Annotated in this window: 28 protein-coding genes; 13 read left to right on the top strand and 15 right to left on the bottom strand. The window is 69.8% G+C overall.

Features of this window, described 5'->3' with window-relative positions; genetic code table 11:
* Positions 1-58 precede the first annotated feature (58 nt).
* Positions 59-745 (top strand): DUF998 domain-containing protein, encoded by a 687-nt coding sequence (locus ABXS86_RS07625; RefSeq protein WP_353666131.1) that lies wholly within the window; start codon positions 59-61, stop codon positions 743-745.
* 31 nt (positions 746-776) lie between these two features.
* Entirely contained in the window at positions 777-989 is a 213-nt protein-coding gene (locus ABXS86_RS07620; RefSeq protein WP_251506426.1) for a hypothetical protein, read from the top strand.
* On the opposite strand, the gene ABXS86_RS07615 is transcribed toward ABXS86_RS07620, so the two are convergent.
* Positions 967-3,489 carry a LuxR C-terminal-related transcriptional regulator gene (locus tag ABXS86_RS07615; protein WP_353666130.1) on the bottom strand — a complete coding sequence of 841 codons (2,523 nt, stop codon included), beginning with the start codon at positions 3,487-3,489 and terminating at the stop codon, positions 967-969. The genes ABXS86_RS07620 and ABXS86_RS07615 overlap by 23 nt on opposite strands.
* A 309-nt stretch (positions 3,490-3,798) precedes the next feature.
* Between ABXS86_RS07615 and ABXS86_RS07610 the strand changes: the two genes are divergently transcribed.
* Entirely contained in the window at positions 3,799-5,433 is a 1,635-nt protein-coding gene (locus tag ABXS86_RS07610) for a polysaccharide biosynthesis tyrosine autokinase (RefSeq protein WP_353666232.1), read from the top strand.
* A 69-nt stretch (positions 5,434-5,502) separates the two neighbouring features.
* Here the strand turns inward: ABXS86_RS07610 and ABXS86_RS07605 are convergent, their stop codons facing one another.
* Complete coding sequence (locus ABXS86_RS07605) at positions 5,503-6,873, bottom strand: sugar transferase (RefSeq protein ID WP_307209218.1); 1,371 nt, start codon at positions 6,871-6,873, stop codon at positions 5,503-5,505.
* A 445-nt stretch (positions 6,874-7,318) separates the two neighbouring features.
* Between ABXS86_RS07605 and ABXS86_RS07600 the strand changes: the two genes are divergently transcribed.
* Positions 7,319-7,594 carry a helix-turn-helix domain-containing protein gene (locus tag ABXS86_RS07600; RefSeq protein WP_307209220.1) on the top strand — a complete coding sequence of 92 codons (276 nt, stop codon included), beginning with the start codon at positions 7,319-7,321 and terminating at the stop codon, positions 7,592-7,594.
* 94 nt (positions 7,595-7,688) lie between these two features.
* Entirely contained in the window at positions 7,689-8,042 is a 354-nt protein-coding gene (locus tag ABXS86_RS07595; protein WP_353666129.1) for a DUF6907 domain-containing protein, read from the top strand.
* 60 nt (positions 8,043-8,102) lie between these two features.
* On the opposite strand, the gene tatC is transcribed toward ABXS86_RS07595, so the two are convergent.
* A complete protein-coding gene (tatC, locus tag ABXS86_RS07590; RefSeq protein WP_307209225.1) occupies positions 8,103-8,834 on the bottom strand; it encodes a twin-arginine translocase subunit TatC in 732 nt (243 codons plus the stop codon).
* A gap of 68 nt (positions 8,835-8,902) precedes the next feature.
* Entirely contained in the window at positions 8,903-9,364 is a 462-nt protein-coding gene (gene tatA / locus ABXS86_RS07585; protein WP_353666128.1) for a twin-arginine translocase TatA/TatE family subunit, read from the bottom strand.
* On the opposite strand from tatA, the gene ABXS86_RS07580 reads away from it, so the two are divergent.
* Both ABXS86_RS07580 and ABXS86_RS07575 read left to right on the top strand, forming a co-directional pair.
* Positions 9,363-10,028: a hypothetical protein gene (locus ABXS86_RS07580; protein ID WP_353666127.1), complete on the top strand. Its 666-nt coding sequence runs from the start codon at positions 9,363-9,365 to the stop codon at positions 10,026-10,028. The two genes, tatA and ABXS86_RS07580, sit on opposite strands and share 2 nt — an antisense overlap.
* Position 10,029: 1 nt before the next feature.
* Positions 10,030-10,644, top strand: a complete 615-nt coding sequence (locus tag ABXS86_RS07575; RefSeq protein ID WP_353666126.1) for a twin-arginine translocase TatA/TatE family subunit — start codon at positions 10,030-10,032, stop codon at positions 10,642-10,644.
* A gap of 89 nt (positions 10,645-10,733) precedes the next feature.
* On the opposite strand, the gene ABXS86_RS07570 is transcribed toward ABXS86_RS07575, so the two are convergent.
* From ABXS86_RS07570 to ABXS86_RS07555, 4 genes are all read right to left on the bottom strand, one after another.
* Complete coding sequence (locus ABXS86_RS07570) at positions 10,734-12,740, bottom strand: ABC1 kinase family protein (RefSeq protein WP_353666125.1); 2,007 nt, start codon at positions 12,738-12,740, stop codon at positions 10,734-10,736.
* Positions 12,741-12,794: 54 nt separating this feature from the next.
* Positions 12,795-13,019, bottom strand: coding sequence for a hypothetical protein (locus tag ABXS86_RS07565; protein WP_144829552.1), 225 nt, complete (start codon positions 13,017-13,019; stop codon positions 12,795-12,797).
* Positions 13,020-13,199: 180 nt separating this feature from the next.
* The gene (locus tag ABXS86_RS07560) at positions 13,200-14,525 is read right to left on the bottom strand and encodes a UDP-glucose dehydrogenase family protein (protein ID WP_251506450.1); all 1,326 of its coding nucleotides are present in this window, start codon (positions 14,523-14,525) and stop codon (positions 13,200-13,202) included.
* Positions 14,526-14,601: 76 nt separating this feature from the next.
* On the bottom strand, positions 14,602-16,158 hold the full coding sequence (locus ABXS86_RS07555) for a sugar transferase (protein WP_353666124.1): 1,557 nt from the start codon (positions 16,156-16,158) through the stop codon (positions 14,602-14,604).
* A 262-nt stretch (positions 16,159-16,420) separates the two neighbouring features.
* Here ABXS86_RS07555 and ABXS86_RS07550 point away from each other — a divergent pair, with 262 nt between their 5' ends.
* Positions 16,421-17,524, top strand: a complete 1,104-nt coding sequence (locus ABXS86_RS07550; protein WP_353666123.1) for a PIG-L family deacetylase — start codon at positions 16,421-16,423, stop codon at positions 17,522-17,524.
* A gap of 6 nt (positions 17,525-17,530) precedes the next feature.
* Here the strand turns inward: ABXS86_RS07550 and ABXS86_RS07545 are convergent, their stop codons facing one another.
* The 3 genes from ABXS86_RS07545 to ABXS86_RS07535 all read right to left on the bottom strand — a co-directional run bounded on the left by ABXS86_RS07545 (position 17,531) and on the right by ABXS86_RS07535 (position 18,636).
* Positions 17,531-17,749 (bottom strand): three-helix bundle dimerization domain-containing protein, encoded by a 219-nt coding sequence (locus ABXS86_RS07545; RefSeq protein WP_307209236.1) that lies wholly within the window; start codon positions 17,747-17,749, stop codon positions 17,531-17,533.
* A gap of 10 nt (positions 17,750-17,759) precedes the next feature.
* Complete coding sequence (locus tag ABXS86_RS07540) at positions 17,760-18,284, bottom strand: YbhB/YbcL family Raf kinase inhibitor-like protein (RefSeq protein WP_353666122.1); 525 nt, start codon at positions 18,282-18,284, stop codon at positions 17,760-17,762.
* Positions 18,285-18,354: 70 nt separating this feature from the next.
* Positions 18,355-18,636, bottom strand: coding sequence for a hypothetical protein (locus ABXS86_RS07535; RefSeq protein WP_353666121.1), 282 nt, complete (start codon positions 18,634-18,636; stop codon positions 18,355-18,357).
* Positions 18,637-18,822: 186 nt separating this feature from the next.
* Here ABXS86_RS07535 and ABXS86_RS07530 point away from each other — a divergent pair, with 186 nt between their 5' ends.
* Positions 18,823-19,893 (top strand): PIG-L family deacetylase, encoded by a 1,071-nt coding sequence (locus ABXS86_RS07530; RefSeq protein ID WP_353666120.1) that lies wholly within the window; start codon positions 18,823-18,825, stop codon positions 19,891-19,893.
* 72 nt (positions 19,894-19,965) lie between these two features.
* On the opposite strand, the gene ABXS86_RS07525 is transcribed toward ABXS86_RS07530, so the two are convergent.
* Both ABXS86_RS07525 and ABXS86_RS07520 read right to left on the bottom strand, forming a co-directional pair.
* Positions 19,966-20,385 (bottom strand): organic hydroperoxide resistance protein, encoded by a 420-nt coding sequence (locus tag ABXS86_RS07525; protein ID WP_353666119.1) that lies wholly within the window; start codon positions 20,383-20,385, stop codon positions 19,966-19,968.
* Positions 20,386-20,411: 26 nt separating this feature from the next.
* Positions 20,412-20,891, bottom strand: coding sequence for a MarR family winged helix-turn-helix transcriptional regulator (locus ABXS86_RS07520; protein ID WP_307209244.1), 480 nt, complete (start codon positions 20,889-20,891; stop codon positions 20,412-20,414).
* Between the two features lie 136 nt (positions 20,892-21,027).
* Here ABXS86_RS07520 and ABXS86_RS07515 point away from each other — a divergent pair, with 136 nt between their 5' ends.
* A complete protein-coding gene (locus tag ABXS86_RS07515; protein WP_186325407.1) occupies positions 21,028-21,165 on the top strand; it encodes a hypothetical protein in 138 nt (45 codons plus the stop codon).
* Between the two features lie 7 nt (positions 21,166-21,172).
* Here ABXS86_RS07515 and ABXS86_RS07510 read toward each other — a convergent pair whose 3' ends face one another.
* Positions 21,173-22,462, bottom strand: a complete 1,290-nt coding sequence (locus tag ABXS86_RS07510) for a hemolysin family protein (RefSeq protein ID WP_307209247.1) — start codon at positions 22,460-22,462, stop codon at positions 21,173-21,175.
* Between the two features lie 163 nt (positions 22,463-22,625).
* Positions 22,626-23,111, bottom strand: a complete 486-nt coding sequence (locus tag ABXS86_RS07505) for a hypothetical protein (RefSeq protein ID WP_353666118.1) — start codon at positions 23,109-23,111, stop codon at positions 22,626-22,628.
* A 141-nt stretch (positions 23,112-23,252) separates the two neighbouring features.
* On the opposite strand from ABXS86_RS07505, the gene ABXS86_RS07500 reads away from it, so the two are divergent.
* From ABXS86_RS07500 to rplM, 3 genes are all read left to right on the top strand, one after another.
* Positions 23,253-24,089 carry an alpha/beta fold hydrolase gene (locus ABXS86_RS07500; RefSeq protein WP_307209251.1) on the top strand — a complete coding sequence of 279 codons (837 nt, stop codon included), beginning with the start codon at positions 23,253-23,255 and terminating at the stop codon, positions 24,087-24,089.
* Between the two features lie 210 nt (positions 24,090-24,299).
* Entirely contained in the window at positions 24,300-25,046 is a 747-nt protein-coding gene (locus tag ABXS86_RS07495) for a type II CAAX prenyl endopeptidase Rce1 family protein (protein WP_353666117.1), read from the top strand.
* Positions 25,047-25,235: 189 nt separating this feature from the next.
* Complete coding sequence (rplM, locus tag ABXS86_RS07490) at positions 25,236-25,682, top strand: 50S ribosomal protein L13 (protein WP_056226423.1); 447 nt, start codon at positions 25,236-25,238, stop codon at positions 25,680-25,682.
* Positions 25,683-25,700: the final 18 nt, after the last annotated feature.

The raw sequence follows: 25,700 nt of genomic DNA, 5'->3' as shown, positions 1-25,700 counted from the left end.
GCGAGGCGGGGCGACGGGGCGAAGCGATAGTGTGGCCGGGCGCCACCCGGGAGGACCCATGACCGAAACCGTCGAGCGGCCCGTCTCGGGAGTCCGTCGAGACGCCCCCCGTCGGCCCGCTCTGCTGGCGAACGTGGGCGCTGCCGCCGCATTCGGCAGCGCCGCCCTCATCTGGTTGTGTCGCGCCTGGGATCCGAGCGTGCAGTACGTCAGTCAGTTGGGCGCGACCGCGATGCCCACGGCGCCGGTGTTCAACCTCGCGCTGCTGCTGCTCGCCGTAGCCGCGGTGTTGGTGGACCGCGCGCTCGTCGCGCGACCGGTGGGCTACGTCGTGGGATGGCCGGTGGCGACGACCCTGCTGATCTGCGGGCTCTGCTTCGGCGTCGCCTCCGTCGTCACGTGCTCGCCGGGTTGTCCCGTCCCCTTCACTCCCGGCTCGCTCCCTCAGGATCTCCTGCACATCACGTTCGCGGTGCTGGGGTTCGTCCTCGCGATCGTCGCCATGGGGCAGGTCGCGGTGATCCGCCGTCGTCCCTGGATGCGGGCGACGAGCGTGATCACTCTCGTCGCGGTCGGTGTCACCTCCTTCACCGGGGCGATGATCGCCCTCTTCCGCGGAGACACCGCGCTGGGCGGGAACCTCGAATTCACGGCTGCGACACTGGCGATCGCCTGGTTCGGCGTGTTCGGACTGCAGGTCGCCGCCGACCATCGCCAGGCCGTTCGCCGGGGCGCCTCGGTCTGAATCGGTCCGCCGAGCGATTACCGTGGCTCGCGTGCGACTTCACCGACTTCGACGGGTGCTGACCTGGCTGCTGTCGTTCGCCGCGCTTCTGGTCATCCTCGCGGTTCTGCGCGGTGCAGGCGTTCCGCTGTCGCTGCCGGGGGTGCTGATCGTGATCGCGGCGCTGGTCCTCGCACGCGTCGTCATCGGACGTGCGCGCCGCCGGCGCCGCGACCGTGCGATCACTCCACGTCGGTCTCGATGAGACCCCAGGCGTGCGCGGCGCGGATCGCACTCGACCTGTCGGAGACCTCGAGCTTGCGGTAGAGGCTCTGCAGCTGGGTCTTGACCGTGTTGGGGGAGACCACGAGCGCTCGAGCGATGTCCGCGATGGTCGAGGTCGGCGTCAACTGCGCCAGCACGACCTGCTCCCGGCGCGTCAGGTGCGGAACGCTCACCGACGACGCGAAGAACGAGGCGCGCTTCTCCACCTGCTCTCGTGCCGTCGGCGACAGCATCCGCAGCACGAGGGCACGATCCTCCGGCGCGACCGCGCTCCACGGACTCCACAGGCCGTAGCGCATGCTCAGGGCCTCGGCACGCTGCACGGCCGAGCGGTGCGCGGCCACGCCGTTCAGACGAACGTCGGCGACGATGCTGACGACCAGGCTCTCCAGAGCAGCCCGCGGTGACGGCTCATGGTGCAGACCCCACTTCACGCTCATCACGAAGGCCTCGTGGGCGCGCCCGGCGTACAACTGCGACAGCGCGATCGCCGGAGCGGTCGTGGACGATAGGGCGAACGGCCCTTCGAACAGAGCCAGTGCTTTGCGCGCCTGACGCAGGGCGATCAGCACCCGGGCGCGCGCGGTGAGGATCTGCGTCGACTGGAAGTGCGAGGGCGGCGTGCTGCGCGCGCGTGCGGTCCACGACCGCAGGAGACCCAGCGCATCGGGCGCCGCCTCGGACAGCAGGTAGGACTGGACGTGTACGGCCGCGGCGTAGGGCCAGAGCTCGCGGGCGCCCGCACTGGCGCTGACGTCGTCGAGGATCGTCCTCGCGGCGGGGGCATCCCCCTCTTCGAGGAGGAGCCACGCGGTCGCGATGCGCATCCCCTCTCCCCAGGGCGAGGCCGCCCAATCGTCCTCGGCGCTCTGGCGCGCGATGTTGCGAGCCTCGGCGACATCGCCCTCCATCAGAGCGATGATCGCGCGGGCCCCCCGGGCGCGGAGTTTGCGGGCGGGGGGAGCGACCCGCTCGGACTGGGCCAGGGCGAGACCGGCGTCGCGCAGCTTGCCCATCGCGAACGAGGTCATGGCCACCTGGTACCACCCCTCGGCGGTCGCGTCCGCACCGGATTCCGACGACCGGCGCAGCGCGTCGGAGAGAAGGGAGGCGGCTTCGGTCGCCAGTGCGAAACGGCCGGCCGCCCGCAGGATCCCGACGCGGAGGATGAGCGCTTCGACATCGGTCGATGAGGCGCTCTTCGCGTCGGGCAGCTGCGTCAGCACCCGGACGGCGGCGGTCGGGGTCTCGGCCGAGCAGGCGGTCTGCGGATCGAGGGCGAGCAACGCGTCCATGGTCCGCGGCGTCAGCGGTGCCGTCGTCCGCAGCACGCCGACCAGTCGGGAGAAGGCCGTCTTGTCGCGCGCCCAGATCTCGGGTCCGGAGGACCGCAGGATCGAGGCGAGCATCTCCCACCGCTCCGCATCGGCTGCCATCTGCGCGGCTCGCACCTGCTCGCCGCCGCGGACGAGGTGGTCGAGCAGCTTCGACTGGGCGGAGCTGACGAGATCGGGCTTGCGCGTGCCGATGTCGCGGAGCCACTGCTCCCGGACCGGCTCCGCGAGGGTCAAGCGTGTCGCGCTCGGCCACATGAACCCCGCACTCTGCAGTTCGCTCAAGAGCTCGCGCACCGAGCCGACGGTCGGATCCATCCCCAGCGCGTCCGCGAGGGGCACGGTGACGTACGGGGCGACCGCGAGCAGTCGGACCTCATCGGTGATGACTTGTGACAGGCGCTCCTCCATGTCGGCCGTCAAGGTCGCTCCGGCATGCTCCGCCGCGACGATGGCCTCCTCCCGAGTGCGCAGGGGCAGGCCCTCGAGCCGCAGACGTGCGGCGACGAGCTGGCACAGCGCCGGCCAGCCGTGAGTGCGCTCGACGAGGGTCTCGACCCCGACCTCCGTGCTTTCGACGCCGTTGAGCGCGAGAACGGACGCCACCTCCTGCTGCGACATCAGCAGGTGCGGGGCGGCGACGACCTGCACGTCGAACTCGAGAGCGACCAGCGGGCTCTCGAGCCCTGTCGCCTGGCGGGTGGCGACGACGATGCGAAGGGCCGTGTCGGCACGCAGGAGCGCGAGGACGTCGTCGGTGGTGAGCCCCTCTGCCTCGTTGAAGTTGTCGATCAGCAGCACGTGCAGGCTCGGTCCGTCAGAGAAGGCGTCGAGGACGCGCGAGAGTTCCTTCGCACCGGTCACACCGCCATCGATGACCTGCACGCCGCGCTCCGTATCGTGCTCCATGGAGGCCGCGAACTGGCGCAGCAGCGAGGTCTTTCCGACGCCGGCGGGGCCCCGCAGGAGCACGACGTCGCTCGACATTGCCTCGCTCACGCGGGCGATCGCCTCGTGGCGCGTCGTCCAGAATCGGCTGGTCCGGCGGATCGCACGGATGCCATCGGGCGCTGTCTCTACATCGATCAGCATGAGTGCCTCCAAGTTGTCGCGACGTCGGCGCTCTCGGGCGAGCGCGATCTCCACGCGGCGGTGTGCCGTGCGTGTCGAGATGATCCTCGGGGTGATGCGGCATCCGATCCGTCGAAACGGCGATCTTTCATCCCCCTTGTCATCCCCTCATCACCCCCTGTTCTTCACCCTTTTTTCTCACCCCTCCGACGGTCGAGCCGGTGGGTCGGCGGTGCTGCGCAGCGCGGGACCCTGTCGGCAAGCGCGGCCTTTCGCCCGTCGCCGCAGTGCGACGGCCCGCGCGAAGACGTCTCGGAGTCATGCCTATGCTGCGGCGACCCGGCGGTGTCTCCGCCGCATCGCGAAAGGCGGATCCGAGTGGACATGCAGAAGGTCGTGCGCATCTTGCGCGCCTACTGGAAGGCGATCGTCGCCTTGACGATCGTGGGGAGCTTGGCGGGCTTCGCCTGGAGCGCCGTGCAACCGCGCGTCTACACCGCCGACGCCAGCGGGTACGTCGCGGCCACCTCGTCGGACGGGTCGACGGGAGCAGCGCTCGCCGGAGACCAGCTCGCGCTGTCGAAGGTCAAGTCGTTCGTCGACATGGGTTATTGGCGCAGCGTCGCCGAGTCGGCGCGGCAGCAGTTGGGGGTCGATGACAGCCCGGAAGACCTCGTGCAGCGCATCCACGTGTCCAATCCGGTCGACACCGTGAATATCCGGGTGGATGCCACGGGATCGACGCCCGAGGCGGCCCGCGATCTCGCCGAAGCCTGGATCCACGGGATGACTTCCGAGGTCAACGGATTGGAAACGGGCGGGAACGGCGAAGGCGCCGTTCGCCTGATCGCCGGCGATTCCGCGCGTCTCCCCGACGCTCCGTCGTCTCCGAACGTGAAGCTCGACGTGTTGATCGGGGGGCTGCTCGGCGCCGTGGCCGGTGTCGTGTTCGCGCTCGTGCGCCGGGCATTCGACCGCCGTGTGCGGACCGCGCGAGACATCACCGACGCCGTCGACGCGTCGGTCGTCGGCGTGCTCCCCGTCGACAAGGACCTCGCCGGAGGTCGAGCGGTCTTCTCGTTCGACGACATCAAGGATGGTCGGGGTTCCTTCGCCCACAAGGAAGCCATGCGCGAACTGCGCACGAACCTCCAGTACGTCGACGTCGACCGCCCCGCTCGCATCATGGTGATCACCAGTCCGCTCCCCGGAGACGGCAAGTCCACCACCGCGGCGAACCTGGCCGTCAGCATCGCTGCGACCGGGCAGTCCGTCATCCTCATCGATGCCGACCTGCGGCGACCGGTGCTGGGGGGCATCTTCGGTTTCTCCGACGACGTGGGACTTTCGGACGTCCTCGCCGGCCGGGCGCAGATCGAACAGGTCGCTCACCAGGTCGACGAGCACGGGCGTCTGTTCGTCGTGGCGGCCGGGCGCACGCCGCCCAACCCCACCGAGATGGTCGGTTCTCAGCGCATGCAGACGCTGACGCGCAAGCTCGCCGAAGACCTCGTGGTGATCATCGATTCGCCGCCCACGCTGGCTGTGGCGGACGCGGCCGTCATTGCGAGCTGGGCGGACGGGGCCGTGCTGGTGGTCACAGCTGGGCGAACCACCGACGACATGCTCACGCGCGCCACCGAGAACCTCGGCAAGACCCGCGGTCGCCTCTTGGGCGTCGTGCTGAACCGGATGCCGCTGCGCGGCGCGGACTCGAGCTACTACGGGGCCCAGTACGGCGGCTACTACGGCTACGGGGTGGCGGCGTCGACGCGCGGACCTTGGTGGCGCCGGTGGCGTCGGGTGCCGGCGGAGACGGTGTCCCTGCCCGACGCGGAGGCCGCGTCGCGTCGTACCTCCGGCGGCCTCCCGCCCGAGAACGTTCAGGGTCTGCGCACTCTTGCCCATCGGAGGACGGCGACGGTGTCGGCGGGTGAGTCGGCTGGTGATCCCGCCCCGGTCGGCGCTCGTTCCGGTGCCGAAGACTCCGCGCACCTGCGCCGCTCACGGGGGAAGTGAGACCGCCGCTGCACTGAACCGACGAAAAGAAGGGGGCGCCGATCCGATGGATCGGCGCCCCCTTCTCGGTCAGTGCGCCGTGTCACCCGGAGCCACCACCGCCTTGAACGTGCGGGCGAGGATCACGATGTCGCCGACGAGCGACCAATTCTCGACGTAGAAGAGGTCGAGACGGATGGCGTCGTCCCACGCGAGCGCGGATCTTCCGCTGACCTGCCAGAGTCCGCTCATCCCCGGCCGCACCATGAGCCGGCGGTGGGCATCGTCGTCGTAGAACTCGACTTCCGCGTCACGCTGCGGGCGCGGGCCGACGAGGCTCATCTGCCCCCCGAGGACGTTGAAGAGTTGCGGCAGCTCGTCGAGCGAGTACTTGCGCAACCAGCGCCCGACAGGCGTGATGCGGGGGTCGTTGTCGATCTTGAACAGGGGAGTGCCCTCGCGCCCCTGTTCGGCGAGCAGCTCCTGCAGTCGCGCGTCGGCTCCGTCGATCATCGATCTGAACTTCAGCATGCCGAAGTGCTTACCACCCTGTCCCACGCGCTCCTGACGGAAGAAGACCGGTCCGGGCCCCGAGGCGCGCACGAGCAGGGCGAGCACCGCGAAAACGGGAGCGAGAGCGAGCACGAGCACACCGGCGCCGGCGATGTCGAAGGCGCGCTTGAGGACGCGCTGGGTGGCGGAGAACTGCGGCGTCTCCACATGCACGAGGGGCAGACCTGCGACCGGCCTCGTGTGGAGTCGAGGGCCGGCGACATCGATGAGGTTCATCGCGACGATGAGGTGGTGGCGGCCGGAGTCGAGGCTCCAGCCGATCCTGCGGATGTCTGCGGGCTGGAGGACCGCTCCGCCCGAGACGAGCACGCTGTCGGCGCCGGACGTCGCCAGACATTCGCGCAGGGCGCTCGCCTCCTCGTCCGACCACGCGGGGCCCGATCCCGCGCGCGAGAGGGCGAGCACTCCGACGACGTGGAGGCCGGCGCTCGGCTGGCGGGAGAGTTCGCCGGCGACGCGCTCGTTCTCGTCTGCGGCTCCGACGAGCACCACCCGCGTGCTCATGGCCCCCGCGGCGCGACGGTGGGCGAGCCATCGCCGGCTCAGAAGACGTCCGCACAGCAGGCCGGCGGTACCCAGGGGGAGGCTGAGGAGGAAGTAACCGCGCGACAGCTCCGCATTGCTCAGATAGGCCACGATGGAGACGAGTCCGAACATCTGCACCGACGCGGCGAGGATGAGCCGGTATTCAGCCGCTCCGTATCCGATGACGCGAGGCTGGCGGGTACCCCAGAGGAAGAGGGCCGCCAGCCAGGCCCCCGCGAGACCGATGGACACCGCCGTGTAGGTGACGGGGGCGGACGCCACGGGTACCGGATCCGGCCCGAGCCAGACGACCTGCGCACCGAAGACGGCCGAGGCGACCACCGCGGTATCGACCGCCGCCACCACCCGGGAGTACCGCCTCTGCCAGGGCGGGCGCGTGCCGAGGCGAGTCGGGGTGAGTTTATGGGATTCGACGGGTGAGTCGACGAGTGAGACGGAAGGGTTCATACGTACTCCGCAGTCCATGCCCGGGGGCCGATGTTCCCCCCGCCGCCCCGGGATGGTTTCGACGGCGGGCGCGGGGACTCTGCCATCCCTCGCGCCTGCAGGAGACAAGGGTCCGCGGGTCTCAGCGGAGGGTGAAGCTCCACCCCGGCCGGGATCCTCGCTGTGATGAAGCGGTAGCGAGGGATGCCCGTCGGCGCGTGCGACCGCAGATAGCCTCCGCCCTCACCCGCACGCGAATCCGTCTCACCACGCACCCGCAGTCCCGCTCCGAGGGGACCGATGTCCATGCAGGCATGTTTACATGTCTATGTGGGCGTGATGTACCGATCAAGCTTTACTCATGACCGATGTGCCCGACCCCTGGTCCGACTTCGTCCGCGAGCTCGGTCTGCGCATATTCCGCGCCCGCTCCGAACAGCACCTTTCCCAGGAGCAGGTCGCGCACGCGGCGGGGCTTGCCACCTTCACGTACCGGAAGCTCGAGAAGGGCGAGTCCAATCCGGGCACTTCCGCGAACCCGCGTCTGAGAACGATCGTGGCCGTGTCCGAGGTGCTCGGGGTGCCGCTGCCAGACCTCATTCCGACCCCGCCGAAGGGGCTGCCTCCCGAACGGTGAGGGCAGTGTCGGAGGTCTGTTGTTCACTGTGTGCGTGCCCGCCGATGTTCGGGTCGCCGAGTTCTGCGGCGACCCCGAGAGAGAGGTGTCTGGCATGGCCGCTGATGATCGATTCGCCCGCGAGGTGAAGACCCGACGGTGCCCCTACGAATGGTGCGTCACCGCGCACGGGGCGACGGCCCACCCCGACGACGAGGATCATCGCAGCGCAGGCCGCGGGATCCGTGCGCGGGTCCGTGACGGTTCCGGGCGGGGGACGGGGATCCTCAGCGACGTCGAGGTCGGCGCGCTCCGGCGCTCCGACGACGATCGCACATGGGTGGTCGTCGAGACAGGCGCGGGGATCGCCCTCGCTCTCGATGCCGACGCGGCTCGGTCCCTCGGGCGTCAACTGACCGACGATCTCGGGCCGACGGGCGTCCTGCGATCCGTCTTCGACGACCGGTGATGCGCTGCCCGGCGGCATGCCGACGACCCACGACGTTGTCGGGCGTCGACGGTGTCGGCGTCAGGACGCCGCGGCTGCTTTCCGAGCGGCTCGCCGGTCGTGCACCCACGCCCACGCGGCCGAGCCCAGATAGAGCAGGCACAGCGGAAGGGCGATGATGAGCATGCTCAACAGGTCGGAGGGCGGCGTGACCGCAGCCGAGAAGACGACGATGATCACGAGTGCGACGCGCCATCCGCGGATGATCGTCCGTGCGCTCAGCACTCCGACGGCGTTCAGCAGGACCACGGCCAGGGGAGAGACGAAGGCGATCCCGACGCCGACCACGAGCTTGAGGAGGAAGTCGAAGTACTGACTCGCGGTGAGCATGGTGGTCGAACCGGCCGGGGCGAAGCTCGCCAGCACGTGCACGATCTGCGGCATGACGGTCCAGCCGAAGAAGACGCCTCCGAAGAACAGCGGAAGCGCCGTGGCGACGAAGACGATGCCCATCCGCCGTTCGCGCGAGGTGAGACCGGGAACGAGAAAGCCCCACACCTGGGTCAGCCAGACGGGGGCCGAGAGCACGATGCCGAGCGTCATGGCGATCTTGAACCGTAGGTCGAATGCTTCGCCGAGTCGCGTGAAGTTGAGGCTGGTCGTCGAGGGGCCCTGCACGGAGCTCAGCGGCGCGGATGCCGCCTCGATGACCAGGTCGGAGAGCAGGAAGCCGCCGATGGCCGCCACGATGATGGCGATCGCAGAGACCGTGGCGCGTCGACGGAACTCGGAAAGATGGGACAGGAGGGACATGGCCCCGCCGCTCCCCGTGCCGTCGGCGGCTCGGTCTCGGCGCCGATCGCGCACGCGGGTGCGGGAGCTCACGTGGACGACGACGAGCCTGACGGATTGCGGCCCGGCTGATCGTTCGTCGTCGCGGAAGAGGGCGCCGACGCGGGCTCCGCCTTGTCGCCCTTCGCCTCGCGCGTCTCGGCACGGAGAATGCGAACCGATTCACCGACGCTCTTGGCAAGGCTTGGCAGCTTGGCCGCACCGAACAAGAGAAGGACGACCGCCAGGATGAGGAGCAGGTGCCAGCCAGAGAACGCATTGCCGAAAATACCCATGTGGGAACCCTTCGATAGACGGCGGTACTCCTCATGCTTGACGCCCGTCATCAGGAGAAGGGGGCGTGAGTGCGCGAACATCGCCCGGACCCCGGGGAAATTCACCCGGTTGGCGAAGGAAGGCGGATCGAACGACGACGACGGCTCACGCGTTCTACTGGAGCCGCGGGACGAGCTCTCGCAGAAGAGGGGGCGTGATGCGCGCATGCCGTTCATGACCGTCGATCGCATCCTCGTGGTGTGCACGGCGAACATGATCCGGTCGCCGTTCGTGGCCGGATTGCTCTCGTCGCGGCTGCCGCAGGCGCGGTCCGGATGCCTCACGGTGCACAGTGCCGGCACGGCGGCGCGACCCGGGCACGCGGTGCCCGAGGACGTCCTGACGATCGGACGGACCTACGGGTTGTCGCTCGAAACCCATCGCTCGCGCCGTCTGGACGAGGGCCTCCTGCGGGCGGGTGACACGGTGCTCTGCGCAGAAGCCGCACACCGTCGTGTCGTGCTCGATCTGCGCCCCGATCTCATCGCCTCCACGTTCACGGTTCGCGAGTTCGCCCGGCTGACCGAAGCCCCCTCCGTGCGTGGCTCGGCCGGTTCGTGGGCGGAGCTCGTGCGCGCCTGCGCCGGAGCCCGACTCGCCTCGGCGGGCACGAACGCCGAGAACGACGACATCGTCGACCCCGTCGACGGCCCCGCCTCGGCGTGGTTCGCGTTCGAGCGACAGGCCACAGGCGCCGTCTCGGCGATCCTGGGTGCCGTCGGATCGTTGCGACCCGCCGGCCCGAGCGCCTCCGCCGTCGATCCGGCCCCGCGCACGCGGCGGGAGTACCGACAGGCGCAGCTCACGCCGTCAGATCCGCCCGCCCCGTGGAAGAAGTGACATGTTCGATTTCGGAATCGACAAACTGCTCCTCGTCGGAATCCTCGTCGGGGTGATCCTCGGACCATCACGGCTGCGGGAGCTTCGTCAGACGATCCCGCGCTCACTGGGTCGGTTGCATGCCCTCTACCTCGAGGGACGGTCGCAGGTCGTCGACGAACTCGACGACCTGGCGCCGGATTGGCGCGAGTACGACCCGCGCGCTCTTCATCCGCGCCGGATCCTGCGCGAACTCGCCGACACCGCCGCACGGGATGCGGCGCCGGGAGGGGAGCGGACGACCGCAGACGCCGCTCAGGGTGAGTCCGAAGGTGAGGGGGGCGAGGTCTCCCCGAAGGGACGGCGTGAGTCGAGCGCTGTCCCGCCTCGCGACGCACCCGACACGGCGGAGGGCTCGCCGAGAGAGGCGCCCTCCGCTCCGCCGGATGGCGAGACGTCAGAGGCGCCCGGAGGGGACCAACTCGTGCGGGGTGCCCGCGACCGAGATGACCGACTCGGACTCGGCGCGGGTGATCATCCGACCCACCCCGACGCCGACGGCGACGGACGCGAGCGCCCAGACGACGACGGCACAGAACACAGCGGCGAGAGCGATCATGGGACTTCTCCTTCGTAGCCCGATTGCCCACCGATGAGGTGGTTGATGTCACGCTAGTGCCGCGCACGGCCCGGACGCGGCATCCGGAGCCCATCGATTCGCGCGTGTCAGCCTCTTCTGGTGAATGTTCTGCGGACGATGCGCAGCAGTCCGAGGAACCCGAAAAGGCCGATGACGGCGCCGAGCACGCCGAACAGCGTGATCGATCCGCCCAGAACGGGACCGCCGCCGGCGACCACGAGGACCACGGCGATGACGACGGCGGCGATGGACACCAGCGTCGAGGCGATCTCGGCGGTGGTGCGGCCGAGGATGCCGCCGACGTCGTCGCCGCTCTCGCCGCGGAGGGTGATGCCGATCGACCCCTTCTCGGCGCCGGCGAGGAGGTTCTCGAGCCGACGGGGGATGCGCTGCAGCCGCGCGAGGGAGATGACGCTCTGCGCCTGCAGGTCGGTCAGCATCTTCTTCGCCGAAACGGTGCGCCGGAGAATGCTCGGCATGAGCGGGAGGGCTTCTCCGACCATGTCGAAATCGTCGACGATGACCCGGAGACAGCCCTCGAGCGTGGCGAAGCTGCGGAACGCCGACGCCAGCTCGCCCGGGAGTGCGATGTGGTGTTGGCGAATGACATCGACCATGCGGGTGAAGATCGAGCCTTGCCCGGCCGTGCGCAGGTGCTCGGTCGTCAGGACGATGCCGACATCGTGGCGGAAGGCCTCGACGTCGAGGTCGTCGGGGGGATCGACGATCAGCAGCAGGGCGTCGGTGGCCGCGACGTCGTTCTCGCTCAGGGTGGCGAGGAGGAAGGCGGTCATGTGCTGGCGGCGGCTGCGCTCGATCACTCCGACGGCACCGAAGTCGATGAGACCGAGAGAGCCGTTCTCGCGGAGGAGGACATTGCCCGGATGTAGATCGGCGTGGAAGACCCCGTAGACGAGGATCTGTTCGATCACCGTGGACATCAACACCTGTGCGAGACGTTCCCGGTCGTCGGCGGTCATGCCGGCCAACCGCTCGGCGGAGTCGCTGAGCGCTGTGCCGTCGACGAGCTCCATCGTCAGCACGCGCTGATGCGAGGCTGCCGCGTGGATCTGCGGAACGGTGACCATGCCGCGGCGGTCGGGCTCTGCTCGATCGATGAGATCCACCGTCGAGGCGACCATCATGGTGTTGCGAGCCTCGATGCGGTAGTCGAGCTCCTCGAGCAGGGTGGCGGTGAAGCCGCGCGCGACCGACTCGATGCGCAGATCGCGACCGACGCGCGTGCGCATCTCGGCCCGGTGAGCGAGCCGCCCGATGATGTCGGCATCCGCCTCCACCTGGGCACGCGCGGCGGGACGCTGCACCTTCACGACGACGGCGGTGCCGTCGAGAAGGTGTGCGCGGTGGACCTGCGCGACGGAGGCGGCGGCGAGAGGAGAGGGATCGACGTCGGCGTACACCTCATCGAGGGGGCGACCGAGGTCCGTCTCGATCACCGCCCGCACGGTCTCCCACGGCAAGGTGGTCGCCTTCGTCTGGAGGGAGGCGAGCGCGCTCAGGTAGGGCTCCGGGATGAGGTCTCGGCGGGTCGAGAGCACCTGCCCGAGTTTGACGAAGCTGACGCCGGCGTCGTTGATGGTCGCGACAATCGCGTTCGCGCGTTCCTCCGAGGTGCTCAACTGCTCTTCGACGCGTGAACGGCCGCCGTGGAACAGCCAGCCGACGCCGTGACGCGAGGCGATGGCCAGGATCTCCAGGTACCGGCGGGTGCGCTTTCGCTGACGCAGCGCGGCGCGCACGAGGTCGATGGGGTTGGGGAGCGCGCGCGTGGGGAAGATCGCCTCGCTCGCGACCAAAGCGGCGACGCCCAACGCGAAGACCCACGCGAGGGAGAGGGCGATCAGCCCGACCCACAACCACACATCGTCCGCGGGGATCGGCGCCGCGGCATTCGGAAGCCCTGTCTGACGCAACGTCCACTGCGTGAACGGCACGCCGAGGAAGAAGACGAGCAGGCCGACCACGATGCTGCGGGGCCACCCCACTGCGGTGCCGAGGACGCGACGCGCCACGAACCCCACGAGCACCGCGGAGACGATGGCGGAGATCGAGATGAGCAGAGTGGCGACCACGGGGTCAGCGTATCGGCCCGTCGCTCACCCGCCACGAGCCGGACGCGCGGGCGGTCAGTGGTGGAGTTCGCGCAGCAGCTTCTTCCCCCGCTTCTCCGCCGCCGACGCGGCCTTCTTGGCCGCTTTGTGACGACGCTTGCGGGCCCGGGGGTCGTCCCAGAGTCGCACCAGCTGGTGCCCCACCGATTCGCGGTTCTTCACCTGCACTCGTGACGAGCGCGCACCGACGACGTACGCGACGACCGCTATCGCGCCGATCAGGATGATCTTGTTGCGCATGGCATCCTCCTCTGGATCCGGATCCGCCGCATGCCGACACGGAGCTCGTGGGCACGGACGAGACCCTCACCACTCAGACGTGTCGACCACCGCATTCGTCACGCAATTCATGACGAGCGACGCGGACCGACGACGAACGCCCCGACCGGAGAGGTCGGGGCGTTCGTCATCACGCGAGGCTCAGGGGCGGCCCATGCCGAAGTAGGTCCATCCGGCCGCACGCCAGGCCGCGGGGTCGAGGCAGTTGCGGCCGTCGATGACGACGCGGCCGCGCGCGAGCGACGCGGCGTGCTCGGGGGAGAGCTCGCGGCGGTACTCGTCCCACTCCGTGACCACGATCACGGCGTCGGCATCGCGCAGGGTCGCGTCGAGGTCGGCGTCGTAGGTCAGCTGGGGATGGATACGCCGCGCGTTCTCGATCGCGGCCGGGTCGGTGAGCGTCACGTGAGCACCGAGCCCGTGCAGGCGTACGGCGACGTCGAGCGCGGGGGAGTCGCGGATGTCGTCGCTGTGGGGCTTGAAGGCCGCGCCCAGGACGGCGATCTTCTTCTCGAAGACGCTGCCGTCGAGCGCCTGCGTCGCGAGCTCGACGGCGCGGTCGCGCCGGCGCAGGTTGATCGCGTCGATCTCGCGGAGGAACGCGACGGACTCGCCGCGACCGAGCTCCTCCGCGCGAGCCGAGAACGCACGGATGTCCTTGGGCAGGCATCCGCCGCCGAAGCCGATTCCCGCGCCGAGGAACCGTCGGCCGATGCGGGCATCGTGGCCGATGGCATCGGCGAGCGTCGTGACGTCGGCTCCGGTGACCTCGGCGATCTCCGCCATGGCGTTGATGAAGCTGATCTTCGTCGCGAGGAAGGCGTTCGCCGACACCTTCACGAGCTCGGCCGTGGCGTAATCGGTGACGATGAAGGGCGTGCCCTTGGCGATCGACGGGTGGTAGACCTCGCGGAGGACCTGGGCGCAACGCTCGCCCTCCGCCGTCGGGGCGCCGTCGTCGGAGGGGACGCCGGCCACGAGACGGTCGGGGTCGACGGTGTCCTGCACGGCCCAGCCCTCGCGGAGGAACTCGGGGTTCCACACGAGCGTCGCGCCGCGCTCCGCGACCCGCGGTGCGAGACGCGCGGCCGTGCCGACGGGCACCGTCGACTTGCCGGCGACGATGTCGCCCTCGCTGAGGAAGGGCAGCAGGGCGTCGACGGCCGCGTTCACGTAGGTCATGTCCGCGGCGTGTCCACCGGCTTGCTGCGGGGTGCCGACGCCGATGAAGTGCACCACGGCGCCCTGCGCCGCGGACATCTCGGTCGTGAACGACAGGCGGCCCGAGGCGATGCCTTCGCTCAGGATCTCCTGCAGGCCGGGCTCGAAGAAGGGGGCCTCCCCGCGGGAGAGAGCGGCGATCTTGCGCTCATCGACGTCGATCCCGACGACCTCGTGGCCGATGGAAGCCATCGCCGCGGCGTGCACCGCTCCGAGATAACCGCATCCCACTACAGACAAACGCACGATCAGAGCCTTTCGAGTTGATGTCGACGCGTCCCCGCGGGGCGGAGGCGCGTACCCGCGATGACGCGGGTGAACTTCACGCGGCGGTCTCGCCCGGTGCCAGGGTGGCGCGGGCGGTTTTGCCGAGGATGACGAAGTCGCCGAGGAGCGTCCAGTTCTCCACGTAGGAGAGATCCAGTCGCACCGACTCCTCCCAGGATAGAGAGGAGCGGCCGCTGACCTGCCACAGACCGGTGATCCCGGGCTTGGCCAGGAAGCGGCGGTGCACGTGATCGGCGTAGACGGCGACCTCGGACGGCAGCGGAGGACGCGGGCCCACGAGCGACATCGAGCCGCCGATCACGTTGAACAGTTGGGGGAGTTCATCGAGGCTGAACTTGCGCATGATCCGCCCGATCGGGGTGACGCGCGGATCGTTCTTCATCTTGAAGAGCACTTCGTTGCCCGAGTCGCGGTCGTCTGCGGCCAGCTGCGCCAGCAACGCCTCGGCATCCACCACCATCGACCGGAACTTGATCATGGTGAACTCGCGCCCGCGGAATCCCACGCGCGTCTGCCGGAAGAAGATCGGCCCTTCGCTCGAGAGCCGCACGGCGGCCATGAGGAACAGCAGGAGCGGGCTGAGCAGCACGACGCCGACAGACGCCGCGATCAGGTCGACGCTGCGCTTGAGGAAGCTCTGCCCCTTGGAGAACTTCGGTGTCTCGACGTGGATGAGGGGGAGTCCGGCGACGGGGCGCGTGTGCAGGCGCGGTCCGGCGATGTCGACGATGCTCGGCGCGAGCACGAGGTGCTGACGACCCGCCTCGAGGCTCCAGGAGATCTGCTTCACCTTCGATGCCGGCAGGTCGTCCGCGCTCGTGATCGCAACGGTGTCGGCGCCGGTCGCGTGCAGCGCCCGGGTCACGTCGCCGACCTGGCCCATCACGGGGATCGAGGTCCCGGGGATGACATCGGCGACCTTCCCGTTGGGAACGCATGCCCCCACCACTCGGTAGCCGGCGCTCGGGGTGCGTGCGAACTCCTGGGCGAGGTGCGTGACCGAGGGGAGCGATCCGACCAAGAGGACGCTCGCCGAATACAGGCCGCGCGAGCGCTGGAACACGAGCCACTGCCGCCACATCCACCGCGTGAAGATGAGGACGAGGATGCCGGCGGGGAGGCTGATGAGCAGGTAACCGCGCGCGACATCGATCTGCGTGAGGAAGGCGACGATCGCGATCGTGCCGAACAGACGGAAGCTCGAATCGGCGATGCGGACGTATTCCTGCGAGCCGGTGCCGATGACGCGGTCGCTGCGGGAGTCGACGAACGACAGCGACCACATCCACGTCACGATGACGATCGCCGAGAAGACCCAGTAGGACAGGTCCGAGATGCGGCTGTCGCTGCCCGCGGCGACCTGCGCGTTGCCGAGGCCGAACCAGAGCAGCTGCGTGCCGTAGACCACCCAGACGAGGGCGAAGAAGTCGGTGATGGTGAGGTTGCGTCGGTAACGGCGCCGCCACGGGTCGGGGGATGGCGCTGGGGGAACACGAGGCGCGACGGTCGGCGGCCCCGGGGTCTGCGCCCGTGGGTCGTCAGGAAGCGGTGCGTCCTCGGCGGGCAGGCCCGTCCGCACGTCAAAGGCCACGATGAGATGCCCCTCCCCCGGGGTTCGAGCGCGCCGATATCGACTCGTGAAAGATAACAGGCTCGATTCGTCCAAGTCGGCGACCTTCGCGAACTGTCACTCGTACGAAACATGAACGTTGCGACCACGCGCCGGACGGCCGGGTCGTGGCGGGGGGAAGGGCGCGTCGTTTACACTCGGGGCGGGCCGGGGGGACCCCCGGCGTCCGTCCTTCTCGGCCTCGTCAGGGCGAGACGCCCCACCTGCCGCCGGAAGGCCTTCGATGTCACGCGCCGATCTGCGTCCGAGGCCTGCGCGCCGACGTCTCTCGGCGGGTCTCATCGCGGCGCTCGCCATGGCCGTGGTGGTCGTCAGCGCCGTCGCGGGCGTCTTCGCGTTCGCCCTCCTGCGACCCGGTGGCGACCCCGTCGCGGCCTCCGCGTCACCGTCGGCCTCATCCGTTTCGACGAAATCGCCCTCGGCGCAGCCGACCCCCGCCGTGAGCGACACGCCGAGCGCGACGCCGACCCCACCGCCGACTCCCGCGGTGTCCTCTCCCGCGGCCCAGCCGTGCGAGGCAGGCGCGACGATGCTGACCGTCTGGGCCCATCCCGACGACGACATCATCTTCGCCAACCCGATGATCTCCGACGCCCTCGCTGGCGGCGAGTGCGTCCGAACGGTCTTCGTGACCGCCGGCGACGCGGGCAAGGGGATGGGGTACGTGAAGGCGCGCGAGCTCGGCATCCTCCGCGCCTACAACGCCATGCGCAAGAACGACGGGCTGTGGGATGCGCAGGAGTTCGACCTCTCGTCCGGGCTGCACGTGCGACGGCTCAGCCCCCAGGGCGACGCGCGCGTGTCGGTGCTGTTCCTGCGCCTTCCCGACGGCAACATCACCGACGGGGGATTCTCGGCGACGGGCTACGCCACCTTGAGCAAACTGTGGGACGGGCAGAGCGCGACGCTCGCCCCGATCGACGGCGGCCCGGCCGTCTCGCGCGATCAGCTCGTCGCGTCGATAGCAGAGCTCGGAGCTGCGCTCGCCCCCGCGCAGACCCTGACGCACATCCCGCGCGGCAGCGCTTTCGCGCCCGGAGACCACCCCGACCATTCGGTGGTGGGCAGCCTCGTGCGCGAGGCGATCGGAGCGAACGCGGCCCTGGCGCCCGGCATCCGGTACTTCGTCGGCTACCCGTCGCAGAACCTGCCCCGCAACCTCGACGACGCGACCCTCGACGCCAAGGTCGACACGTACCGCATCTACACCCAGCAGGACGACGTCATCCGGTGCGCGGACCGATCGGCGTGCCTGAAGACGCGGAAGTTCGGCGAGTGGCTGCAGCGGTCGTACCCCAAGACCGAGGACGAGCTCCAGCTGGGCTGAGCGGGATCAGCTCCCGTCGAGGGTGTTCTCGACGGCGGTGCGCGCGTCGCGCTCGGCGATGATCTCGACGAAGTCCTTGACGGGGGCGTCGGCGTACTTGTCGACCGCCGCCACCGCCTCGTCGTGGATGACGTCGGACGGCGCCGTCGGGAAGCGCGCTTGAACGCGTTCCTCCACTTCGGCGATCGTCTCGTCCTTGTCGAAGCCCTCGCTGCGTTTCGTCATGGCCCGGACCTCAGTGCTGGTAGGTGCCGTGCAGGATCGCGCGGCCGAGCGTCTTGAACGCCAGGTTGAACGAGACCACGGCGGGGGAGGCGTCGGCGTCGACGCCGAGGGTGTCCTCGCCCACGGCGTGAACGACGAAGAAGTAGCGGTGGATCTGGTCGCCCTCCGGCGGTGCCGCTCCCATGAAGCCGGCCTCGCCACCGTCGTTCCGCACGTGGAACGCGCCGCCGGGCAGTTCGGCGGTGGCGGCGCCCGTGGGCAGTTCTGTCACGTCGCCGGGAAGGTCGACGAGGACCCAGTGCCAGAAACCGCTCGGGGTCGGCGCGTCGGGGTCGAAACAAGTGACGACGAACGACTTCGTCCCCTCGGGGGCCCCCGACCATCGCAGGTGCGGGGAGGTGTTGCCGCCGTCGGCGACTTGGTCGTCCTTCAGCGGCTGTCCGTCGGCGACGTCGTCGCTGACGACGTCGAACGAGGCGACGGCGGGAAGAAGCGGGTAGGGATCCGGGGTCTGCGCGCGGGAGAGGTCGACCATGACGGGCACGTTAGGCGGCGCAGGTGACGTCTCGCGAGGGCTTGCACCGTGCCCGGCCGACGGGTAGCGCTCAGCGGGTGACGGCGAGAAGCGAGCGGGCGACGTCGTGGCATCCGCCGGGTGAGGGGAGGCCGTAATCGACCTCGACGACCGTGCGGAGTTCGGCCGCGAGGTCGTCGGCCGTGGGGGCGCTCTCGAGAGCTCCGAGGATGGGGACAATCAGGTCGTCGTACTCGTCGGCGGGCCAGCCCCGGCCGATGTGGTGCACGCCGATCGGGTCCCATTCGTTGAGGATCTCGCGGATGCGGAGGGCTTCGGGAGACAGTGACCGCGGCGGTGAGGACGTCTGCATGCCCCGAGTGTGGGCATCGCGCTTCGGAGTGGGCTGAGCGTCGGCCCAGCGCTCGGTGTACGAAGAGCGCAGAGAGTGGCGCGAATGCCGTCGCTCGGAGGTTCTTCAGCGGGATCATCGACGAGCCGATGTACCGTCGGTAGCCGATATCCGCCGCCGGGGGGCGCTGTACAGGACGGAGTCGCCGTGAGTGACATCGACGAGCCTTCGGGTGGCGACCCCGCGCGCGGAGACGACGGGTCGGCGCGCAAGAGCGGACTGTCTCGGCGCGCACTCGTCTTCGGGGGGATCGCGGTCGGCGGCTTGGCCGTTCTCGGTGGGGGAGCGCTGGTGTACCGGGAGGTGCGACGCGCCGCGGGACCCGAGGGCAGCTGGGTGAAGTTGAGCCCGATCGTGCCGTTGCCCGATTCGTCGCCCGGTGCCACGTCGCCGGCGGACGAGGAGCCGGGGGAGGACACGACCGTCGCCGTCTGGGCCCACGCCGATGACGACATCATCTTCGCCAACCCGCACCTCGCGGGGATCATCGCCTCGGGCGCGACTCTGCGCACGATCTTCGTCACGGCCGGCGACGCGGGACGAGGCCTGGAGTACGCGAAGCTGCGCGAAGCCGGCATCCGCGCCGCCTACGACGAGATGCGCGGCAGCTCGGAGCCGTGGGACGAGAAGCAGATCACCTTACTCAGCGGCGCGCGGGTCACGCGTTTCGTGCCGTCGGACGACGACCGGCTGTCGATCACCGTCCTGCGATTGCCCGACGGTAATCTGAGCGCGAAGGGTTTCCCCGCCACGGGTGACGCGGGTCTGACCCAGCTCATCAACGGCACCGTGCCGGTGCTGCAGCCCATCGACGACGGCCCCACCCTCGACGGCGGGCGCCTGTCGCAGACCGTCGCCGAGTTGATCCACGCGGGTCGGCCCGACCGCGTGACGACGAACGTTCCGCACGAGAGCGCCTTCGCCCGGGGCGACCACCCCGACCACTCGTGCGTCGGCTCGCTGGTGCGCACGGTCGCGGCGACGGCGGGGGTGGCGGCCGAGGCCATCACCTACTACATCGGTTACCCCTCGCAGCATCAGCCGCCGAACGTGCTCGGCGCAGATCTGGACGCGAAGGTCGCGGCTTACCAGACCTATGCCGCGCACGACCCGGTCGTGACGTGCGACTCCGCCGCGGCATGTCTGGCGCAGCCGGGGTTCGGTCAGTGGCTGCGGCGCTCGTATCCCAAGACGGACGGCGAACTGCAGCTGCACTGAGCCTGACGAGAAGGCCCAGGACGGAGCGCGATACGTGGGGCTCAGCGCTCCGCCCCGGGGGTCGGGGGGAGGTCAGTCCTCCGAGACGGTGACGGTGACCTCGATGTTTCCGCGGGTGGCGTTCGAGTAGGGGCACACCTGGTGGGCCTCGTCGGCGAGCTGCTGCGCGAGCTGCGCCTCGATGCCCGGCAGGACGACCTCGAGCAGAACGGCGAGCTGGTAGCCGCCCTGACCGTTGGGGCCGATCTGCACGCGACCGCCGACCGACGAGTCGGTCAGCTTCACCTTGTGGCCGCGGGCCACCGCGTGCAGCGCGCTGTGGAAGCAGGCGGCGTAGCCGGCCGCGAAGAGCTGCTCGGGGTTGGTTCCGGCGCCGGATCCGCCCATCGCCTGGGGGACGGCGACGTCGAGGTCGATGTAGTCGCCGGCGGTGACGTGGCCGTTGCGGCCCTCGCCGGTCGAGACGGCTTCGGCGGTGTAGAGGACGTCCATGGGGGTTCCTTTCGTGGGGCGGGGCATCACGCGGTGGTGCGTGGCGCCCGGGATGCGGCGATCACCGGTTCGGGGTGGTCCCGCAGGTCTTTCATGGCCTCGGTGAGCTGGTGCAGCGCGTCGATCAGCTCGCGGGCGCTGTCGAGATCGGGCAGGCCCGACCCGGCCGCGATGCAGCGGGGTACGTGCGCGAGTTCGGTGCGCAGGGCCGTTCCGCGCGGGGTGAGCGACACGGTCACGACGCGCTCGTCGGCGCTGCGGCGGGTTCGCGTCACGTAACCCGCGGCCTCCATGCGCGCGAGCATCGGTGACAGCGTGCCGGAATCGAGCTGGAGCGCCTCGCCGAGGCTGGTCACGCTCTGGTCGCCGTCGGTCCACAGCGTGACGAGCGCGATGTACTGCGGGTAGGTGAGATTCCAGGGCTCGAGCAGGACGCGGTAGGCCTGCGTGGTCGTGCGGTTCGCCGCGTACAGCGCGAAGCAGACGAGGTGATCGACGGCGGGCATGCCAGAACTCTTGCACACAACTTGGTTGTGCACAACCTAACCCACGATCGCCCGCCGTTCACGAGCGCTTCGGACGGGCTGCCGGCGCGATGTCAAGCCCTGACATCGCGACCACCGACGCCTCAGCATGGATCGCATGACCAGCCGCAGCGACGCGAGTTTCGCCTCGCCGTCGGGATTCCTCCCCGACGGCGACGGCGACCTGCTCGCCATCAACGGGCACCACTTCGACCTCGGCACCCCTTCGACGTTCGCGGGAGGCGGCGCGGTCTGAACCCGCGTCACCCGCGGTCGGGCTCGATGTCGTCGGCGGGATGCCGCGTCACCAGCAACTGCGAGACGCGGCGACGTTCGACTCCGCTGACCTGCAGCGTCGCTCCCTCGACCTCGACGGTGTCGCCGACCCGCGCGAGTCGTCCCAGGCGCTCCACCACGAATCCCGCGACCGTGTCGGATGCACCGCGGGGGAGGGGCACGCCGGTCGCCTCTTCGAAGTCCTGCAGGTTGAGTCGACCCTCGACGGTGCCGTGCTCTCCCTCGGACAGGGGCTGCTCGGCATCCGTGTCGTACTCGTCGAAGATCTCGCCCACCACCTCTTCGACCAGATCCTCCAACGTCACGATCCCGTCGGTGCCGCCGTACTCGTCGACGACGACGGCGATGTGACTCCCGTCGGCGCGCATCGCCGTGAGGGTCGGAAGCACCCGCGCGGTCGACGGGATGTAGCGGATCTCGCGCATGACGGCCGAAAGCGGGCGGCCGGGCTCGTCGTAGAGGTCGCGGACGTGGACGAAGCCCACGACGTCGTCGATCGTCTGCTCGGCGACCGGGTAGCGCGAGTAGGGCAGATCCCGCACGCGTTCGGCCGCCTCGGCGATGGTGCCCCCGGCGTCGAGCGTCACGACCTCCGGGCGCGGGCGCATGACCTCGCTCACGTGCCGATCGCGCAGCGACAGCACATCGTCGAGGATGCGACGCTCGTCGTCGGGAAGCCCCTCGTGGCTCGAGACGATGTCGCGCAGCTCCTCTTCGGTCAGCTCCTCGCCGGTCTTGTCGGGATCGCCGCCGAGCAGTCGGACCAGCAGGTTGGTCGAGATCGACAGCAGCCAGATCACCGGGCGCATGAGCTTCGCGAAGCCGTTGAGCACCGGCGCCACGGTGTAGGCGAACGCGGCGTTGCGCTGGATCGCGAGGCGCTTGGGCACCAGCTCTCCGAGGACGAGCGAGAGGTACGCGATCACGAGCGTCAGGGCGATCGTCGCGACCGTCGCGGCGGCGCCCTGCTCGAGGCCCAGAGAGACGAAGAGCGGGGTCACCGAGGGCGCGATCGACGAGGCGCCGTACGCGGCCGACGCGAAACCCGCCACGGTCACGCCGATCTGGACCGCCGAGAGGAAGGTGTTGGGGTTGCGCGCGAGATCGGCCACCTTCTGGCCGCGCTTGCCCCGCGACGCGAGAGCGTTGACCTGGCTCTCGCGCAGGGTGACCAATGCCATCTCGGTCGCGGCGAACACGCCTCCGATCAAGACGAACACCACGACCAGGGCGACGTTGAGCGCGAGGTCGTTCACCGGGCCGCCCCGCTCGCTCCGGCGTTCGCGCCCGGGGTCACCCGGGCGTTCGGACTGTGACCGTCGGGACCGCAGGCGTGGCTCATGCGCCGAGTGTACGGAGCGTGCGCTCGGGCACGGCCCTGGAGGCCGGGGGTTGCGCCGGGATGCGCTCGTCTGCTCGTCAGCGGATCGTGCCGTCGGCGCCCGAGACCCGGACCGTCTCGCCGCCCTCGCGTTCGATGACCCACACCGAGGTTCCGCCCTCGTCCTCGAGCTGCGCCTCGTCGACCGCGGCGTCGCCGCCCTCGCCCGCAGCGATGCGCACCGCGTCCGCCAGGGTGGTCGTGGTCGCGTCGAGAGCGGTGCGGTCCTCGTCGTCGAGCGCGTCGGCGTCTTGCGAGGACTGCACCGTCGCGCCGTCGGAGCTCACGCGCACCTCGACTGCGCGGTCGCCCGTCGCCACGTGCACCTGCCACTCGCCGTCGTCGGTCTCGAACTCGAAGGCCCGGCCGCCGGCGCTCGCCTCAGCCGTGGTGATGGCCCGGACGGCCTCGCGGTCGGATGCGGCGGCATCCGATCCGCCCGCCGGGGTGGACGCGCATCCGCTCAGCGCGAGGGCGGCCGCGGCGATGAGGGCGACGGTGGCGGGGAATCGGGTCGAGGCCATGCCCGAAGGCTAATCAGCGCTCCCGCTGGCCGCAGGGTGTTGCGCGCGGGGCCGTCGGTGTGCGTTCGGGGGCAATACCAAGCGGCGGCCTCCCCGTCAACGGCGGCCCGACGTCCAGCTTCGGGTCGAATCATCACCGGCATGAGCGAGATCACCGCACACCATGGACTCCTGACCGACATCGACCTCCACGTCGACGACACGGGCGGCTCCGGTCGCCCCGTCGTCCTCATCCACGGCTGGCCCCTCTCGGGCGAGTCGTGGGCCCATCAGGTTCCCGCCCTCGAGGGCGCCGGCTACCGCGTCGTCGCCTACGACCGGCGCGGCTTCGGCCGCAGCGACAAGCCGCGCTCGGGCTACGACTACGACACCTTCTCGGACGACCTCCAGGCCGTGCTCGAGACCCTCGACCTGCGCGATGTCACGCTCGTCGGCTTCTCGATGGGCGGCGGAGAGGTCGCCCGCTACCTGACGCGGCACGGGGCGGACCGCGTGCACAGCGTCGTCTTCGCCTCGGCTGTGCCGCCGTATCTCGCGAAGACGGACGACAACCCCGAAGGCCCTCTCGACGACGCGACCGCCGACGGGATGAAGCAGGGGCTGAAGGACGATGAGAAGTCGTTCTACCACCAGTTCACCACCGACTTCTTCTCCGTGGACGGTGAGCTGGCCGTCTCGGAGGCCGACCGTGCCGAGGCGGAGCGCCTCGCCAACCAGGCCGATCACCACGCGGCGCTGAAGTCGATGGAGGCCTTCGCCACGACGGACTTCCGCGGCGATCTCCCGCACGTCACGGTGCCGACCCTCGTCATCCACGGCGACAGCGATGCGACCGTTCCGTTCGAGGGGTCCGGCAAGCGCACGCACGAGGCGGTCGCGGGCAGTGAGCTGCACGTCGTCTCCGGCGCCCCGCACGGTGTGAACGTGAGCCACGCCGAGGAGTTCAACCGCGTGCTGATCGACTTCCTCCAGCGCTGAGCCCCCCCCCGGTCGCCCTCTCGATCTCGCCCGCATCCGCGGAGAGTGCGACCTCTGCACGACGCCCCCGTCACCATCGGTGACGGGGGCGTCGTGGCGTCCGGCCGGGGTGAGCGAGATCTGCGCGAGGGGTGATGCGTCGGGCGACAGGATCCCGGGGGCCGCCACGGATGTCGATGACGTGCCCGGCTCGCCCCTAACGTGACGCGCATGTCCGCCACCGACGCCGCCCTCCTGCGTCACGGTCGTCGCCGGCGCCGGGGCTGGCGCGAGGGTGGATCCAGCGTGCGCGGCTGGGATCTCGAGATGCTCGGCTGGGCCGTCTTCGCCCTGGGCGTGGGCGTGCTGCTCGCGCACGCGGCATCCGTCGCCCTCCCCGTCGAGACGTCGTCGGACGCTTCCCGCGTCGTGTTCTGGGTGGCTCTGCTGGCGCCCGCCGTGTTCGCCCTGCGCCGGTCGCGGCCGCGCGGCCTGCTGCGGATCAGACTCGTCGACCTCGCGTACGGCATCGTCTTCGGTCTGGTCGTGCGCGGGACGCAAGGGGTGCTCGCCGGCCTCGAGGGGGCTGTCGCCTGGCCGTCGACGTTCACGACCGGCGACGGGCTGCCGTCGTCGTTTTTGACCGACGCGGTCGGGGATGTGATCGTGGCGCCGCTGTGCGAGGAGATCTTCTTCCGCGGGGTCGTGCTGCTCTGCATCTTCGCGGTGGTGAAGCGGTGGAGCGGCCCTCTCGCGGCGGGCGTCGCGGCCGTGGCGCTGTCGACCGCCCTGTTCGTGGTCACGCACCAGATCCTGGGGGCACCGGATGCCGTGGACCTGGCCGCACTGGCTCTGCTCGGCGTCGTCACGGGGGTCTTCGTCGTCGGCACGGGGCGCATCTGGCCGGCGGTGGCAGTGCACATCGTCTTCAACGCGTCGGGTATCGCCCTGGTCGCCATCGGCACCCTGCTCGCGTGAGCCCGACGGCACGGTTTGGCCGTGGCATCCGGATGACGTAGTCTTGATCTTTGGTGCCTGCCTCTCTGCGAGCGGGTCACCCGAACGTGAGCCCTCCACCGGCCCTGTTCCCCCGCCCCTCGGGCGGAGAACGGACCACCGGAGCGGGATTCACGAACTCCTCCGTTCGATCAAGAAAGCAGCACTACTGTGACGCGCACTTTCACCCCCAAGGCCGCTGAGGTCACGCGCGAGTGGGTCGTTATCGACGCCACCGACGTCGTTCTCGGCCGTCTGGCCTCGCACGCGGCGGTCCTCCTCCGCGGCAAGCACAAGGCGACCTTCGCCAACCACATCGACTCCGGCGACTTCGTCATCGTGATCAACGCCGAAAAGGTGGCGCTCACGGGTCAGAAGCTCCAGAAGAAGATGGCCTACCGTCACTCGGGTTACCCGGGCGGCCTCAAGTCGGTCAACTACGAGGAACTCCTCGAGAAGAACCCCGTCCGCGCGGTCGAGAAGGCCATCCGCGGCATGCTGCCCAAGAACAGCCTCGGCGCGGCGCAGCTCAAGAAGCTCAAGGTCTACCGCGGCGCCGAGCACCCCCACGGTGCCCAGCAGCCCACGGCATACACCTTCGACCAGGTCGCCCAGTAAGCGCCGCCGGATAAGGAC

The sequence above is a fragment of the Microbacterium sp. che218 genome (assembly GCF_040436305.1).
In the GTDB taxonomy this organism is placed as follows: domain Bacteria; phylum Actinomycetota; class Actinomycetes; order Actinomycetales; family Microbacteriaceae; genus Microbacterium; species Microbacterium algihabitans.
This window is presented reverse-complemented; position numbering and strand designations above follow the sequence as displayed.

What these genes read in the sequence shown, in the direction of transcription:
- ABXS86_RS07550 (WP_353666123.1), top strand. Translation starts at nt 16,421, where the DNA reads ATGTCACGCGCCGATCTGCGTCCGAGGCCTGCGCGCCGACGTCTCTCG.
- ABXS86_RS07595 (WP_353666129.1), top strand. Translation starts at nt 7,689, where the DNA reads ATGGCCGCTGATGATCGATTCGCCCGCGAGGTGAAGACCCGACGGTGC.
- ABXS86_RS07545 (WP_307209236.1), bottom strand. Translation starts at nt 17,749, where the DNA reads ATGACGAAACGCAGCGAGGGCTTCGACAAGGACGAGACGATCGCCGAA.
- ABXS86_RS07575 (WP_353666126.1), top strand. Translation starts at nt 10,030, where the DNA reads ATGTTCGATTTCGGAATCGACAAACTGCTCCTCGTCGGAATCCTCGTC.
- tatA (WP_353666128.1), bottom strand. Translation starts at nt 9,364, where the DNA reads ATGAACGGCATGCGCGCATCACGCCCCCTCTTCTGCGAGAGCTCGTCC.
- ABXS86_RS07525 (WP_353666119.1), bottom strand. Translation starts at nt 20,385, where the DNA reads ATGGACGTCCTCTACACCGCCGAAGCCGTCTCGACCGGCGAGGGCCGC.
- ABXS86_RS07520 (WP_307209244.1), bottom strand. Translation starts at nt 20,891, where the DNA reads ATGCCCGCCGTCGATCACCTCGTCTGCTTCGCGCTGTACGCGGCGAAC.
- ABXS86_RS07495 (WP_353666117.1), top strand. Translation starts at nt 24,300, where the DNA reads ATGTCCGCCACCGACGCCGCCCTCCTGCGTCACGGTCGTCGCCGGCGC.
- ABXS86_RS07500 (WP_307209251.1), top strand. Translation starts at nt 23,253, where the DNA reads ATGAGCGAGATCACCGCACACCATGGACTCCTGACCGACATCGACCTC.
- ABXS86_RS07625 (WP_353666131.1), top strand. Translation starts at nt 59, where the DNA reads ATGACCGAAACCGTCGAGCGGCCCGTCTCGGGAGTCCGTCGAGACGCC.
- ABXS86_RS07535 (WP_353666121.1), bottom strand. Translation starts at nt 18,636, where the DNA reads ATGCAGACGTCCTCACCGCCGCGGTCACTGTCTCCCGAAGCCCTCCGC.
- ABXS86_RS07565 (WP_144829552.1), bottom strand. Translation starts at nt 13,019, where the DNA reads ATGCGCAACAAGATCATCCTGATCGGCGCGATAGCGGTCGTCGCGTAC.
- ABXS86_RS07505 (WP_353666118.1), bottom strand. Translation starts at nt 23,111, where the DNA reads ATGGCCTCGACCCGATTCCCCGCCACCGTCGCCCTCATCGCCGCGGCC.
- tatC (WP_307209225.1), bottom strand. Translation starts at nt 8,834, where the DNA reads ATGTCCCTCCTGTCCCATCTTTCCGAGTTCCGTCGACGCGCCACGGTC.
- ABXS86_RS07540 (WP_353666122.1), bottom strand. Translation starts at nt 18,284, where the DNA reads ATGGTCGACCTCTCCCGCGCGCAGACCCCGGATCCCTACCCGCTTCTT.
- ABXS86_RS07515 (WP_186325407.1), top strand. Translation starts at nt 21,028, where the DNA reads ATGACCAGCCGCAGCGACGCGAGTTTCGCCTCGCCGTCGGGATTCCTC.
- ABXS86_RS07580 (WP_353666127.1), top strand. Translation starts at nt 9,363, where the DNA reads ATGACCGTCGATCGCATCCTCGTGGTGTGCACGGCGAACATGATCCGG.
- ABXS86_RS07600 (WP_307209220.1), top strand. Translation starts at nt 7,319, where the DNA reads ATGACCGATGTGCCCGACCCCTGGTCCGACTTCGTCCGCGAGCTCGGT.
- ABXS86_RS07610 (WP_353666232.1), top strand. Translation starts at nt 3,799, where the DNA reads ATGCAGAAGGTCGTGCGCATCTTGCGCGCCTACTGGAAGGCGATCGTC.